Here is a 13,268-nt window from a genome sequence, read left to right as displayed (position 1 = left end):
GACCGGGGAGGGCGCACCTTATGATGAACCGAACGAATGGTCGGTTGGGAGTTGGTGGAGATGACTGAAGCGGCCGGAAGGGACGCCGAGCACGATCTGGAGTCCCGTTTCGAGGCGACGATCTCGCGTGACCAGCGGATCGAGCCGCGCGACTGGATGCCGGAGGGCTACCGCAGGACGCTGATCCGGCAGATCGCCCAGCACGCGCACTCGGAGATCATCGGCATGCAGCCGGAGGGCGAGTGGATCACCCGGGCGCCCTCGCTGCGCCGCAAGGCGATCCTGTTCGCCAAGGTCCAGGACGAGGCCGGCCACGGCCTGTACCTGTACTCGGCCGCCGAGACCCTGGGCGCCGACCGCGCGGACCTCACCGAGCGCCTCCTCGAAGGCCGCCAGAAGTACTCGTCGATCTTCAACTACCCGACGCTCAGCTACGCGGACGTCGGTGTCATCGGCTGGTTCGTCGACGGCGCGGCCATCTGCAACCAGGTGCCGCTGTGCCGCAGCTCGTACGGCCCCTACGCCCGCGCGATGGTGCGGATCTGCAAGGAGGAGTCCTTCCACCAGCGGCAGGGCTACGAACTGCTGATGACCATGATGCGCGGCACCGACGCCCAGCGGGAGATGGTGCAGGACGCGGTGGACCGCTGGTGGTGGCCCTCCCTGATGATGTTCGGCCCGCCCGACGACGACTCGCCCAACTCCGCCCAGTCGATGGCCTGGAAGATCAAGCGGCACAGCAACGACGAACTGCGCCGGCGCTTCGTCGACATGACCGTGCCGCAGGCCGCCAAGCTCGGCGTGACCCTGCCCGACCCCGAGCTGCGCTGGAACGAGGAGCGCGGCCATCACGACTTCGGCACCCCCGACTTCAGCGAGCTGAAGGAAGTCATCAGCGGCAACGGCCCGTGCAACACGGAGCGGATCGAGCGCCGGCGGGCCGCCCACGAGGAAGGTGCCTGGGTGCGTGCGGCCGCCAGCGCCCACGCCGCCAAGCAGGCCGCCCGAGCCCGCGAGGAGGCAGTGGCATGAGCGACTCCGAGAACTGGCCCCTGTACGAGATCTTCATCCGCGGCAAGCGCGGCCTGAACCACGTCCACGTCGGATCGCTGCACGCGGCGGACGACCAGATGGCCCTCACTCACGCCCGCGACCTGTACACCCGGCGCAACGAGGGCGTCAGCATCTGGGCCGTGCGCTCCGAGTACATCGCCGCCTCCACCCGGGACGAGAAGGACCCCTTCTTCGCCCCCAGCGCCGACAAGGTCTACCGGCACCCGACCTTCTACGACATCCCCGACGATGTCCCGCACATCTAGGAGCCGGTGATGAGCGACGACCACGTCTACCTGAGCCTGGCCGAGGGCCACGACGACAGCGACGCGCGCTGGGCGTTCGGCACCGGCTTCGAGGACCCGTTGTACGGCGTCGACACCGCCGTACCCGAGGGCCTCGACACCGCCGCACTGGCCGCGGACTGCCTGGCGCTCGGCGACGACGCCCTGGTCCTGGCCCAGCGGCTCGCCGAATGGGTCACCCGCGCCCCCGAGCTGGAGGAGGAGGTGGCGCTGGCCAACATCGGCCTCGACCTGCTCGGTCAGGCCCGCCTGCTCTACTCCCGCGCCGGCCAGACCGACGGCACCGGCCGCACGGAGGACGCCTACGCCTACTTCCGGGACGCCGCCGACTTCCGCAACGTACGCCTCGTCGAACTCCCCAACGGCGACTTCGCCTTCTCCGTGCTGCGGCTCCTGGTGTTCGCCAGCTGGCGGCTCGCCCACTTCACCGAACTGGCCTCCGCGCCCGACCCGGTGCTCGCGGCGATCGCGGCCAAGGGCGTCAAGGAGCTGACCTACCACCGGCAGTACGCCGCCGAGTGGGTCGTACGCCTGGGAGACGGCACGGAGGAGTCGCATGCGCGGATGCTGACGGCCCTGGAGGCGCAGGCCCCGTACTGGGAGGAACTGTTCGCCGCCCACGACGTGCGCGACGCGGTGCTGGCGGATCTCCACCAGGTACTCGACGCCGCCGGACTCCCCATGCCGGTGGTCACGCCGCTGCCCGGCCAGGGCCGCGACGGCGGGCACACCGGGCATCTCACCCCGCTCCTTGCCGAGTTGCAGAGCGTGGCCCGCGCCCACCCGGAGGCGACATGGTGACCGTCCTGACCGACGTCCGGCGGGCCCGGCACATCGCCGAACAGGTGCCCGACCCGGAACTTCCCATGCTCACCCTGGCCGACCTCGGTGTGCTGCGGGACGTCACCGTCGAGCCGGACGGGACGGTGGTCGCCGACCTCACCCCGACCTACTCGGGCTGCCCCGCCATGGCCGAGATGCGCGCCGGGGTCGCCGCCCGCCTGCGGGACGCCGGCTTCGGCCGAGTGGCGATCCGCACGGTCCTCGACCCGCCGTGGACCAGTGACTGGATCACCCCCGAAGGACGCCGCAAACTCGCCGAACACGGCATCGCACCGCCCAACAGGGCACCGCGGCGCTCCGCGGGTCCCGTTCCGCTGGATCTGTCGCCGACCCGGCGCACGGTTCCGTGTCCCCGCTGCGGATCGGCCGCCACCGAGGAGACCTCCCGGTTCGCGGCCACCTCCTGCAAGGCGCTGTGGCGGTGCCTCAGCTGCCAGGAGCCGTTCGAGTACGTCAAGGAGATCTGATGGCAGAGCTGACGGCACCGACCGCCGGTGCCCCCGCGACGACAGCCCGCCGGCGCCGCCCTGCCTTCCATCCCCTGCGCGTCGCCGCCGTCCAGCCGCTGTGCGAGGACGCGGTGGCGGTGACCTTCGACATCCCCGCCGCCCTGGCGGAGGAGTTCGCCTTCGGCCCCGGCCAGTCGCTCACCCTTCGCCGCGAGGTCGACGGGCGCGACGAGCGGCGCTCCTACTCGATCTGCTCGCCGGCCGGCACCGCGCCCCGCATCGGCGTCCGCGAGGTGCCCGGCGGACTCTTCTCCTCCTGGCTGGTCCACGAGGTAAGGCCGGGCCACACCATCGAGGTCATGGCCCCGACCGGAGCCTTCACCCCCGACCTCACGGTGCCCGGCCACCATGTGCTCATCGCGGCCGGCTCGGGCATCACCCCCATGATGTCCATCGCCGAGTCGGTCCTGGCCGCCGACGACCGCTCGAAGGTGACGCTGTTCTACGGCAACCGCCGTACCGACACCGTGATGTTCGCCGACGAACTGGCCGATCTGAAGGACGAGTACCGCACCCGCTTCCACCTCGCCCACGTCCTCTCGCGCGAACCCCGCGAGGCCGAGCTCCTCTCCGGCCGCCTCGACGGCGACCGCCTGGGCGCGCTCATCGACGGCCTGGTCGACATCGAGGGCGCCGACCACTGGTGGCTGTGCGGCCCGCACGGCATGGTCCTCGACGCGCAGAAGGTGCTCGCCGAACTGGGCGTCCCCGCCCACCGGATCCACCAGGAACTCTTCTTCGCCGACGAACCGATCGAGCCCGTCCGGCACGAGGAGGCGGCGGCGACCGGCCCGGCCAGCGAGGTCACCGTCACCCTGGACGGCCGCTCCACCACCGCACGGCTCCCGCGCGGGCGCACCATCCTCGACTCCGCCGCCCGCATCCGCCCGGACCTGCCCTTCGCCTGCAAGGGCGGCGTGTGCGGGACCTGCCGGGCCCGCATCACGGACGGCGAGGCCGACATGCGCCGCAACTACGCCCTGGAACCCGCCGAGGTGGACGCCGGCTACGTCCTGACCTGTCAGTCCTACCCGGTCTCCGAGTCGTTGACGGTCGACTACGACAGCTGACCGACCACGGCGTACCGCCCCGCCGGAACCCGGCCACGCCCGTCGCGGCCCTGGACCGCCCGCGCGCCGGCGTAGCCACCGGGACCTGTGGCAGGCCCGCCCCCCGTCCTGTGGCTAGTCCCGCGCCGGTGCGGGCCGCACCAGGCCCATCACCTGTTCCACCAGCTCGTTGCTCAGGCTGGGTGTCGTCAGCGGAGGGTCGTCGGGACGCTGTCGCAGGCCGTTCAGGAGGATCTCGATGTAACGGCGCCAGATGTCGGGCCGGCGGCCCTGGGTGAACTGGGCGGCGGCGCTGAGCATCTGCTGGATGACGGGGATGTCGGAGGCGGTCACCTCCGGCCGCAGCTGCCCGCTGTCCTGGGCCCGGTGGATCAGCGCCTCCAAGTAGGGGAGCATGCCCCCGCGGGTCGTCTCCATGGGCTCGGAACTGTGGCTCCCCAGCATGATGACCTCGTGCAGACCGCGGTTCTCGGCGAGGTCCGCCGCCATCGTCATGAGGAAGTCGACGAGCCCCTGCCAGGGATCGGGATGGGCGAGGGCCTGCTCCGCGGACTCCTGCCGCATCGCGAGGTCCTGCTCGAACACGGCCCGTACCAGGGCCTCCTTGGTGGGGAAGCGGCGATACATCGTGCCGACGCCGACTCCGGCGTGCTTGGCCACGTCGTCCAGGGTCACCCCCAGCCCGCGCCGGCCGAAGACCTCCCGCGCCGCCAGCAGGATCCGTTCCCGGTTGCGGGCGGCGTCGCGCCGCAGCGGGCGCTCGCCGTCCTTCGACGTGCTCTCCGGGGAACGCTCGGCCATGGGCACATCGTAGCTCCGTGGATCATGCGTGCCGAGCCGCTGCCGCCCGGGCGGCGGGGAGCGGGGCCCGCCGCCCCATCGGTACGGCCGCCCGGGTCAGGAACCGCCGCGCTCGCGCGGGATCTTCTGACCGGCCTCGACGGCCACCGGCAGCCGGTTCTCGGCCGGCGGCAGCGGGCAGGTGGCCAGGTCCGTGTAGGCGCACGGCAGGTTCGCGGCCCGGTTGAAGTCCAGGACCACCGTGCCGTCGGCGGCGGGCGGCCCGACGGTCAGGACCCGGTTGGCGGCGTAGGTGGTGACCCCGGAGGTCGCGTCGGTGAACAGCACCGTCAGCCCGCCGGGACCGCGTCCCGGGAACGCGGTCAGGGCCAGCTGCCGCCCCTCCAGCTCGAACTCGACCCGGCCCGGGGCGTCGTACACGTGCTCGAGGCCCTCCACCGCGGCGCCCACGGTGGTCGGCCGCGGGTCGTCGAAGGGGACGTACCGGCCCGTCACGGCCCAGCGCGGGTCGGGAGCGTAGGCGGGTGTTCCGGTGAAGGCGGTGCGCAGCGGGGCGTCCGGGTGCCGGGGGCGCACGATGTCGTTGCCGCCGCGCTTGGCGACCTCGATGACGGCGTCGCCCCAGACCGCGTCGACGCCGCCTCGCTCGGGCAGCACGCCGAAGCGGTGTTCACCCCGCACCGGCGTTCCGTCGACGACCAGTTCCTCCCCGTCGTCCAGGGTGACGACGACTCCCTCGGATCCGGTGCGCCAGGCGCCGGGAGCGTCGGGGAAGCGCTGCGGCCGGTCGTCGAGCCAGTGCAGACCGGTGATGGCCAGGAACCCGTGCGGGTCGGAGATCCGGGCCTCCTGGGCGCGGTGCCAGTCCTGCCAGCTCTCGGTGAAGACCTGGAGATCCGTCGTGGTGGCCTCAGTCGTCATGCGTCCTCTTTCGTCGGGCGAGGCTCTTCAACTGCCGTGCCAGTCAGAACGGGGGTGGGCGAACCCGCATTCCGGTCCACGTGTGACAGCTTCTTGTCAGTCATGTGACACGGCGGCCCTGGTCCCGGCACCGGGACCAGGGCGGCGGCCCGGTCGTTCAGGACGCCGGTCCCCAGGAGCTGTCGCTCGGGTGTGCCGTGCCGGGGGACGTCAGGGGCAGGTTCACGAACGACGCGGCGTCCGCCGAACGCTCGACCGTGTAGACGCCGCCGGCGAGGTCGGCCAGTTGCCGTGGGGTGGGGGAGACCGGGTAGTGGAAGCCGGCCGGCGGCCCGCTGGTGAGGGAGACGCGGATGCGGTAGCCGGCCTGGATCCTCGTGAGGCCGGGCAGGAGGGAGATGTCGTACCGGGTCGTCCTGCCGGGGGTCACGGGCCGTTGCGAGGCCCGGGTGAAGGGGTGGCCGGGCTTGAGCAGCGTCCCGTTCGCGCCGTACCAGCTCTGCTCGGTGTCCACGGCCCGCTGGCTGCCCAGCAGCACGCCGTCGGCCTGCTTGGTCACCGTTCCGTCCGGCGCGACGATGCTCAGCGTCGCCGACAGTTCGGTCTCGGTCGTGGTCGCCTCGGCGTAGACGGTGACATCGGCCGGACCGTCGAGCAGTGCCGCCTCGGTGAGCGGGGCGGTGGTGTAGGTCAGCGTGTCGTCCGAGGTGCTGGACGCGGCCCAGGACAGCCGGTCGTCCCCCTGCCCGGCCGGCCTGGCCGCCGTGAGGGACCCGTTGCCGAGGTAGTAGGTCCGGGCCCGCGGTGACAGCGGCCAGGCGGCGCTGTCGGTCCAGGAGCCGGCACCGTTCTCGAAGAGGTGCAGGGGCGTCGACGTGTCGGCCATGCCGGTCGGTGCGTCCTTGAGCCAGGTCTCGAACCACTCCAGCCGGATGGCCTCCAGTGCGGCCTCGTCGACGTGCTCGCCGTGGGTCCAGGGGCCGACGATCGCCTGGTACCGGCCGGTGACGGGTTCGCCCGCCCTGACCGGAGCGGTCGACGGCCGGCCGAAGTAGGCGCTCTGGGCGGCCACGTAGGCGCCGAGATTCCCGCCGGGGAACAGGTCCTGCCACCCGGCCTCGCTGAGCGCCGGAATGCCGTTGCGCACGATCCGCGGCATGAGCTTCTGGACGTTCCGTTCCTGCCAGTACGCGTCGTCGTACGCGCGTGAGCCGCCGTCGGCCTGCTGGGCGACGGTCACGGACTGCGGGTCGGTGGCCGGATCGTCCTCGGGACCGCGGGGCTCGGCCCGGCCGATGCCGGCCACGAAGGAGGTGGGGATGCCGCCGTTGGCCGTCAGGTCGTTGTAGAAGTCGGAGTCGGTGCAGAACGGCGCGATGGCCTTGAGCGGGGAGTCCTTGCCCACGGCCGCCGCCGTGAACCACTGGTTCACCCCGAGATAGGAGCAGCCCTCCAGACCCACCTTGCCGTCGGACCCCGGCAGGGTGTGGGCCGCCCAGTCGACCAGCGCGGCGCCGTCCTCGCCCTGCCGGTCACCGAACCAGTCGACCTGTCCGCCGGAGTCCCCCGTGCCCCGGACCGCCGAGGCCACGTAGACGTAGCCCCGCCGGACGAAGTAGGCGCCGTTGTCCGCCGGGTCGGAGCGCTGTGTGCCGTACGGGTTCTGGGTCAGCAGCACCGGGAACGTGCCGGATGCGCGCTCTCCGGTGTCCGGGTCCGTCGGGTAGACGATCTCGACGGCGATCCGCACACCGTCGTCCATGGTCACCGTGGTGTGCACGGGTTGGCTCACCGCGTACGAGGCCGCGGGCGGCTGCCACGCGAGGGGCTGTGCGGTCGCGGTCGCCGTCTGTCCTGCCGCCACCAGCAGCAGCGCGGCCGAACTGCCCGTCAGCACCGAGACGGTGCGGGACGAGCCTAACCTGCAACGGGCCTTGCTCTTCGTCATACGGGTTCCTTGCGATGGGGGGATCTCCGTCTGAGCTGCACCATGGCCATGAGTAATCGACCGAATGGTCGGTAGTCTGAGAAGTGCGCGCGGGGCTGTCAAGGTCCGCAGAGCGGGGAGAAGTGCGGCCCTCCGGAGGCTTCCGCAGAGGCCTAAGTGGAGATAATCTCTCCGTCTTGAGGTGGCCCTGCCCAGCCGGTGGAGGCGACTGGCGGCAGCGCGCGGGATCACGCCATGCCGACACCCTTGCGGCCGCGTGCGGAACTTGCCACGCTGGTCTTTCGCACCGTTTGCTCCAGCTCCAGCTCCAGCTCCAGTTCCAGCTCCAGCCACGGCGTTCGCGAGACCGCCGGCCCCGACCAGTCCCGGCTCGATACGTTCGTGCGCGCTGCTCTCCCTTTCGGCGCTGACGCGCGTACACCGCGCCCGAGCACCACAGCGACCGGCCGGACAGCCGCCGCCTCACCTGTGGAGCACACCATGGACACGAGCGAGGAGGCCGCCCGCGGCCTGACCGACATCCAGGACTTCCTGTACCAGCAGGCCCATCTACGAGCGGCACGCCGACGCGTCTCGGACTTCGTCGCACGCGAACCGGGGCTGACGCGGGAGCAGAAGTCGGACATCGAGCGCTGGTATCTCCAGGAACAGACCTACGTGGCCCACATGGTGACCGAGCACATCGCCGCCAGCGTCAGCGCGGTGGAACGGCGGCATCAGGCCCGCTTCGGGCACTGGCTGCGCGGAACGCTGACCGCCATGCTCCTGATCACCGCGGCGATGGCGATCTGCGTCACCGTGGTGCTGGTCGGCGCGTCGTAGGCAGGGGAGCACGGAGGGAAGGGGCCCGGCGTGCGCGCCGGGCCCCTGCGCGGCCTACTGCTGCCGGGCGAGCCAGTCGGCGAACCGGACCTCGCCGAGGTGTGCGTCCGGGCCCGGCAGGAGTGTGTCCTCCTGGAGCTCGGCACCCCAGTACGTCGCCCGCGGGTCCGTGACGATCTTGCGGGAGTCGTTCTGGGCGGCGAGTCCCATGCGGATGAACTCCTCCAGCTCGAACGCCTCCGGGCCGGCCGCCTCCACCACGCCGTTCACCGGGGCGCCGACCGCGGCGCGTCCCACGGCCGCGGCCACGTCGTCGGAGACGATGGGCTGGATCCGGCCGGCGGGCAGGCGCACGGTGTCGCCCTCGGTGACCCCGTCGGCGAGCCCCTTCGCGAACTCGAAGAACTGCGTCGCGTGGACGATGGAGTAGGGGATGCCGGACTCCTTGATCAGCTCTTCCTGGACCTGCTTGGCCCGGAAGTACCCGCTCCCCTGGAGCCGGTCGGTACCCACCACGGACAGCGCCACATGGTGCCGCACACCCGCCTCGGCCTCCGCCTTGAGGAGGTTCGCCGTGGAGGCGCGGAAGAAGTCCATGACGGCCTGGTCGTCGAACGACGGGGAGTTGGACACGTCGACCACGACCGGGGCGCCCTCCAGGACCTCGGCGAGGCCCTCGCCGGTGAGGGTGTCGACGCCGGTGCTCGGCGAGGCGACCACCGCCTCGTGCCCCTGCTCGCCGAGCCTGCGAACCAGTTTCGAGCCGATGAGCCCGGTGCCACCGATCACTACGACCTTCATGACGGAATTCCTCTCGGGATCTCTCTGGTGCTTCCACTCGAAGAGACCGGGCAGCCTCCTCGCGTGTGACACGCGGCCCGAGAAGAGGTGAGAACGGGAGCCTCACCCGTCCAGCGACGCCACGTAGGGAGCCAGCTTGGCGGGGTTCATCACCCACATGAGGCGTTCGATGCCGCGCGCCGACACGTCGGCGGACAGCAGGGCCACCGCGGTCCCCGAGGCCGAGACCAGGACGGCCGGCCTGCCGTTGGCCTCGACCCAGCGCACCTGAGCCTGCGGCCAGAAGCGCGGGGCGAAGGCGACAAGGTACTTGGAGACGTGCGGCCGCCCGAACACCGGGATCTTCGACGCCCCGCGGATTCCGCCACCGTCGGCGTAGCTGACCACGTCCTCGGTGAGGACCTCCTCCAGCACCGGCAGATCGCCGTTCTGCGCCGCGGCGAGAAACACCTCGAGAAAGCGCCGGTGCTCGGCCGAGCCGACCGGCTCCCGGCGCTCCGCCGCCAGCCGCTTGCGGGCCCGGCTCACCAGCTGGCGGGCATTGGCCTCACTCGTCTCCACGATGTCCGCGATCCGCCGGTACGTGTAGTCGAACGCCTCCCGCAGCACGTACGCGGCCCGCTCCACCGGGTTCAGCTTCTCCAGCAGGAAGAGGACCGCCATGTCGAGCGCCTCCGAGCGCTCCGCGCCCAGCTGCGGATCCGCGCTCGTGTCGACGGGCTCGGGCAGCCAGGGGCCGACGTACGACTCCCGGCGCACCCGGGCCGACTGCGTGAAGTTGATCGCCAGCCGGGCGGTCACCGTGGCCAGGAAGGCGGCCGGCTCCCGGACACCGGCACGGTCGGTGTTCTGCCACCGCACCCACGCCTCCTGGACGATGTCCTCGGCCTCCGCGGCGCTGCCGATCACGCGGTAGGCGATGCCGAAGAGCTGCGGACGCGCCGCGATGAACTCCTTCGTCGCCCGGTCAAGGGAGTCGGCGTGGTCACCGGCGTGCATCGATGTCCTCCAGGGTCGGACCAGCATGCTACAAGTCGGCCCTGCCCCGACCGGCGCACGGCCGCCGGGGTGTCGCCGGCCCCCGGAGGCCAAGGGCAGGGCGGATTCCGGTAAAGGCACGGGCAGGTGTTGGTCTTGTCGGCCTGATGCCTGACATGTGACGGCCGTGTGGTCATGTGGCGTTCATGTGGCAGCAGTTGGGCTGGGTCAGGGTGCGGTCGTTGTCTGCTCAGCTGCACGTCGGGAGGGCGTCATGACCACACACACAGAGTCGACAGAGGACAGATCGGCGGGGGGCCAGGAGGGACTCAGCCGTCGTCACGCGCTGGGGCTGCTCGGGACCGCGGGGGCGGGCGCCGCCGCCACCGGCCTGCTGGGGGCGGGTACGGCACAGGCCGCACCGCTCGCCGCTCCGGCCTTCCACCTCACCGCGGACTCCTCCGGCGCGCCCCCCGTCCAGGGCCTGCACCTGACCTTCGGGGCGGACCCCCGCACCCAGATGACGGTGTCCTGGATCACGGACCGCCCGGTGACCAAGCCCGTCGTGCGCTACGGCACCCTGGAGCACGGCTTCGGCTCCAGCAAGAAGGCCCAGACCGTCACCTACGTCGACGGCACCTCGAACCGCACCGTCTACGTCCACCACGCCCTGCTCAAGGGGCTCACCCCGGACACGGACTACCTGTACCTCGCCACGCACGAGGGGGCGACCCCCGACAGCGGCACGTTCCGCACGGCTCCGCAGGGACGCCGGCCGGTCACCTTCACCAGCTTCGGCGACCAGTCCGCCCCGCAGGTCACCTGGGCGGCCGACGGATCCGTCGGCCTGGACGCCAACTCCACGCCCGCGACGAAGGACATCGTCACCGGCATCGAGCAGGTCGCCCCGCTGTTCCACCTGCTCAACGGCGACCTCTGCTACGCCAACCTCGACGTCGACCGGGTGCGCACCTGGAACAACTTCTTCACCAACAACACCCGTTCGGCGCGCTTCCGTCCCTGGATGCCGGCGGCCGGCAACCACGAGATCGAGAAGGCCAACGGCCCGCTCGGCCTCGGCGCCTTCCAGACGTACTTCTCGCTGCCCTCCACCGAGACCGACGCCGAACTCGCCAACCTGTGGTACGCGTTCACGGCCGGGTCGGTGCGGGTCATCGTGCTGCAGAACGACGACAACTGCCTCCAGGACGGCGGCGACGTCTACATCAGCGGCTACTCGGGCGGCCGCCAGCTCGCCTTCCTGGAGAAGGAACTGAAGGCGGCGCGCTCCTCGAAGGACGTCGACTGGGTGGTCGTCGCCATGCACCAGGTCATGGTCAGCTCCTCGGACGCCAACGGCGCGGACCTGGGCCTGCGCGAGAAGTACGGCCCGCTGTTCGACCGGTACGGCGTCGACCTGGTGCTCTGCGGCCATGAGCACAACTACGAGCGTTCGCTGGCCGTGCGCGGCGTCGTGAACGGCAGCGAGACGCTGACGCCCAACCCGGTCTCGCAGGCCACCGACGACATCGACGCCAACCTGGGCACCGTGCACATGATCCTCGGCGGCGGCGGTGTCTCGGGCACCACGAACCAGAAGTTCTTCAACGACGGCACCGGCAAGGTGATCACCGCCGTGTCGTCCACCGCCGGGTCGAACGGCAAGCGCACCTCCACCTACGTGCAGGAGAAGGCGGTGTGGGTGGGCGTCCGGGACGTCGAACACCCCTACGGCTTCGCCGCCTTCACCGTCGACCCCGGCCGGCACGCCGGCGACACCACCCGGATGCACGTCACGTACTACAACGTGAACAAGCCCAACGGTGAACTGTCGGTCTTCGAGACCTTCAGCCTGCACCGCAAGCGCTCCGACGGCCACGCCGGCTGATCACGAGACCAGCGCGAAACGCGGGCCGGGCGGCAACCGCCCGGCCCGCGCCGCGTTCCGGTTCAGGGCTCGCGTACGACGCCCTCGACCCCGTCCGTGGCGACTGCCACGTCCGCCGCACCGCCGGGCCGTGCCGGCGCCGTCACGACGACGGCCTCCGGCACCGGCGTCTCCCGCCGGATCGTCAGAAGCGCGACCATCGCGCAGACGCCCGCGGCGACCGCCCCGATGCGCAGGATGTCGTCGAGCCCGGAGGCGGTGGCCACCCGGGCCGCCTCGGCGACGGCCGGCCGCAGCGGCCCGGGGACCCCGGCCGCGGCACGGGTACCCGCACCGGAGCCGACCGCCTCGGACAGCGTGGCGACCGTGTCGTGCGGCAGCCCGGTGGCGGCGAGCCGGTCGCTCATGGCGTCGGTGACCCGCCGCTGGAAGACGGAACCGAGCACCGCGACGCCGGTGGCCAGGCCGATCTGGCGCATGGTGTTCACCGTTGCGGTCGCCATGCCGGTGCGCGAGGGCTCGGCCAGGGACAGCGCCGCGTTGGAGGTGGCGGCGCTCCCCGCGCCGAGGCCGACGCCGGCGACGACGAACCCGGCGACCAGCGCGGTCCACCCGGAGTCGCCGTCCAGCCGGGCGGTCAGCGCCAGCCCGGCCGCCGTCAGCGCGAGACTCCCGCTGATGGTCAGCCGCGGCGGGATCCGGTCGGCGAGGGCGGCGGTCACCGGCGCGGCGACGAAGGAGGCGACGGTGAGCGGCAGGAAACGCAGACCCGTGGCCGAGGGGCCGTAGCCCAGCGTGTTGGCGACGTAGAGGGCCGCGTAGTTCATGGCCGCGACCAGCGTGGCCATCATGGCGAACACGGCGACCGCGACCCCCAGGAAGGACGGACGCGTGAACAGCCGCAGGTCCAGCATGGGTTCGGCCGCCCGGGACTCCCGGACGAGCAGTGCCGTCAGCAGGATCGCCGCCGCCGCGAAGAGCGCGAGGATCGGCGCCGAGGCCCACCCCTCGTCGTTCCCGCGGATGACGGCCAGCAGCAGCGCGAACAGGCCCACGGTGAGCAGCACGGCGCCCGGCGCGTCGGTGCCGCGGACGGTGGCGGAGCGGGACTCGCGCAGCCGCAGCCGTCCCGCGGCCAGCATCGCCAGCCCGATGGGCACGTTGACGAGGAAGACCCGGCGCCAGCCCGGTCCCTGGACGAGGTAGCCGCCGACCAGCGGGCCCACCGCGGTGGCGGCGGCCATGGTCGCGCCGAACGCCCCGATCGCACCGGCCCGTTGCCGCGCCTGCGGGAAGGCCTCGCCGAGCAGCGGCAGCGCCACCCCGAAC

The 13,268-nt window shown here is 71.8% G+C and carries 13 protein-coding genes; 7 read left to right on the top strand and 6 right to left on the bottom strand.

What is annotated here, in order from left to right:
- Nucleotides 1–60: 60 nt before the first annotated feature.
- The 5 genes from paaA to paaE are packed head-to-tail and all read left to right on the top strand — an operon-like array spanning nt 61 to nt 3,780.
- Nucleotides 61–1,032 carry a 1,2-phenylacetyl-CoA epoxidase subunit PaaA gene (paaA, locus tag KVT45_RS45860; protein ID WP_217555819.1) on the top strand — a complete coding sequence of 324 codons (972 nt, stop codon included), beginning with the start codon at nt 61–63 and terminating at the stop codon, nt 1,030–1,032.
- Nucleotides 1,029–1,319 carry a 1,2-phenylacetyl-CoA epoxidase subunit PaaB gene (gene paaB, locus KVT45_RS45855; RefSeq protein WP_089105013.1) on the top strand — a complete coding sequence of 97 codons (291 nt, stop codon included), beginning with the start codon at nt 1,029–1,031 and terminating at the stop codon, nt 1,317–1,319. The genes paaA and paaB overlap by 4 nt, the downstream gene beginning before the upstream one ends.
- A gap of 9 nt (nt 1,320–1,328) precedes the next feature.
- Nucleotides 1,329–2,159, top strand: a complete 831-nt coding sequence (gene paaC / locus KVT45_RS45850) for a 1,2-phenylacetyl-CoA epoxidase subunit PaaC (RefSeq protein WP_217555817.1) — start codon at nt 1,329–1,331, stop codon at nt 2,157–2,159.
- The gene (gene paaD, locus KVT45_RS45845; protein WP_217555815.1) at nt 2,153–2,668 is read left to right on the top strand and encodes a 1,2-phenylacetyl-CoA epoxidase subunit PaaD; all 516 of its coding nucleotides are present in this window, start codon (nt 2,153–2,155) and stop codon (nt 2,666–2,668) included. Before paaC ends, paaD begins: the two co-directional genes overlap by 7 nt.
- Nucleotides 2,668–3,780 (top strand): 1,2-phenylacetyl-CoA epoxidase subunit PaaE, encoded by a 1,113-nt coding sequence (gene paaE, locus KVT45_RS45840; RefSeq protein ID WP_217555813.1) that lies wholly within the window; start codon nt 2,668–2,670, stop codon nt 3,778–3,780. Before paaD ends, paaE begins: the two co-directional genes overlap by 1 nt.
- Before the next feature lie 114 nt (nt 3,781–3,894).
- Here paaE and KVT45_RS45835 read toward each other — a convergent pair whose 3' ends face one another.
- The 3 genes from KVT45_RS45835 to KVT45_RS45825 all read right to left on the bottom strand — a co-directional run bounded on the left by KVT45_RS45835 (nt 3,895) and on the right by KVT45_RS45825 (nt 7,450).
- Complete coding sequence (locus KVT45_RS45835; RefSeq protein WP_217555811.1) at nt 3,895–4,581, bottom strand: TetR/AcrR family transcriptional regulator; 687 nt, start codon at nt 4,579–4,581, stop codon at nt 3,895–3,897.
- Nucleotides 4,582–4,677: 96 nt separating this feature from the next.
- Nucleotides 4,678–5,502 carry a DUF1684 domain-containing protein gene (locus KVT45_RS45830; protein WP_217555809.1) on the bottom strand — a complete coding sequence of 275 codons (825 nt, stop codon included), beginning with the start codon at nt 5,500–5,502 and terminating at the stop codon, nt 4,678–4,680.
- Between the two features lie 157 nt (nt 5,503–5,659).
- Nucleotides 5,660–7,450 (bottom strand): CocE/NonD family hydrolase, encoded by a 1,791-nt coding sequence (locus tag KVT45_RS45825; protein WP_217555807.1) that lies wholly within the window; start codon nt 7,448–7,450, stop codon nt 5,660–5,662.
- A 480-nt stretch (nt 7,451–7,930) separates the two neighbouring features.
- Here KVT45_RS45825 and KVT45_RS45820 point away from each other — a divergent pair, with 480 nt between their 5' ends.
- Complete coding sequence (locus tag KVT45_RS45820) at nt 7,931–8,272, top strand: hypothetical protein (RefSeq protein ID WP_217555805.1); 342 nt, start codon at nt 7,931–7,933, stop codon at nt 8,270–8,272.
- 54 nt (nt 8,273–8,326) lie between these two features.
- On the opposite strand, the gene KVT45_RS45815 is transcribed toward KVT45_RS45820, so the two are convergent.
- Nucleotides 8,327–9,073, bottom strand: a complete 747-nt coding sequence (locus tag KVT45_RS45815) for an SDR family oxidoreductase (protein WP_217555803.1) — start codon at nt 9,071–9,073, stop codon at nt 8,327–8,329.
- A gap of 102 nt (nt 9,074–9,175) precedes the next feature.
- The gene (locus KVT45_RS45810) at nt 9,176–10,072 is read right to left on the bottom strand and encodes an RNA polymerase sigma-70 factor (RefSeq protein WP_217555801.1); all 897 of its coding nucleotides are present in this window, start codon (nt 10,070–10,072) and stop codon (nt 9,176–9,178) included.
- Between the two features lie 253 nt (nt 10,073–10,325).
- Between KVT45_RS45810 and KVT45_RS45805 the strand changes: the two genes are divergently transcribed.
- A complete protein-coding gene (locus tag KVT45_RS45805) occupies nt 10,326–11,939 on the top strand; it encodes a metallophosphoesterase family protein (RefSeq protein WP_217555799.1) in 1,614 nt (537 codons plus the stop codon).
- A gap of 62 nt (nt 11,940–12,001) precedes the next feature.
- On the opposite strand, the gene KVT45_RS45800 is transcribed toward KVT45_RS45805, so the two are convergent.
- The coding region (locus KVT45_RS45800) for an MFS transporter (protein WP_217555797.1) at nt 12,002–13,268 on the bottom strand (1,267 nt) is incomplete at its 5' end.

It is taken from the genome of Streptomyces sp. GbtcB6, from assembly GCF_019091475.1.
In the GTDB taxonomy this organism is placed as follows: Bacteria; Actinomycetota; Actinomycetes; order Streptomycetales; family Streptomycetaceae; genus Streptomyces; species Streptomyces hyaluromycini.
Note: the sequence above shows the minus strand (reverse complement) of the source record. Positions and strands in the feature narration are given on the sequence as shown.

Coding starts and splice junctions, on each gene's coding strand:
- KVT45_RS45830 (WP_217555809.1), bottom strand. CDS start 5,502: ATGACGACTGAGGCCACCACGACGGATCTCCAGGTCTTCACCGAGAGC.
- KVT45_RS45820 (WP_217555805.1), top strand. CDS start 7,931: ATGGACACGAGCGAGGAGGCCGCCCGCGGCCTGACCGACATCCAGGAC.
- paaA (WP_217555819.1), top strand. CDS start 61: ATGACTGAAGCGGCCGGAAGGGACGCCGAGCACGATCTGGAGTCCCGT.
- paaB (WP_089105013.1), top strand. CDS start 1,029: ATGAGCGACTCCGAGAACTGGCCCCTGTACGAGATCTTCATCCGCGGC.
- paaE (WP_217555813.1), top strand. CDS start 2,668: ATGGCAGAGCTGACGGCACCGACCGCCGGTGCCCCCGCGACGACAGCC.
- KVT45_RS45805 (WP_217555799.1), top strand. CDS start 10,326: ATGACCACACACACAGAGTCGACAGAGGACAGATCGGCGGGGGGCCAG.
- KVT45_RS45825 (WP_217555807.1), bottom strand. CDS start 7,450: ATGACGAAGAGCAAGGCCCGTTGCAGGTTAGGCTCGTCCCGCACCGTC.
- KVT45_RS45810 (WP_217555801.1), bottom strand. CDS start 10,072: ATGCACGCCGGTGACCACGCCGACTCCCTTGACCGGGCGACGAAGGAG.
- KVT45_RS45815 (WP_217555803.1), bottom strand. CDS start 9,073: ATGAAGGTCGTAGTGATCGGTGGCACCGGGCTCATCGGCTCGAAACTG.
- KVT45_RS45835 (WP_217555811.1), bottom strand. CDS start 4,581: ATGGCCGAGCGTTCCCCGGAGAGCACGTCGAAGGACGGCGAGCGCCCG.
- paaD (WP_217555815.1), top strand. CDS start 2,153: ATGGTGACCGTCCTGACCGACGTCCGGCGGGCCCGGCACATCGCCGAA.
- paaC (WP_217555817.1), top strand. CDS start 1,329: ATGAGCGACGACCACGTCTACCTGAGCCTGGCCGAGGGCCACGACGAC.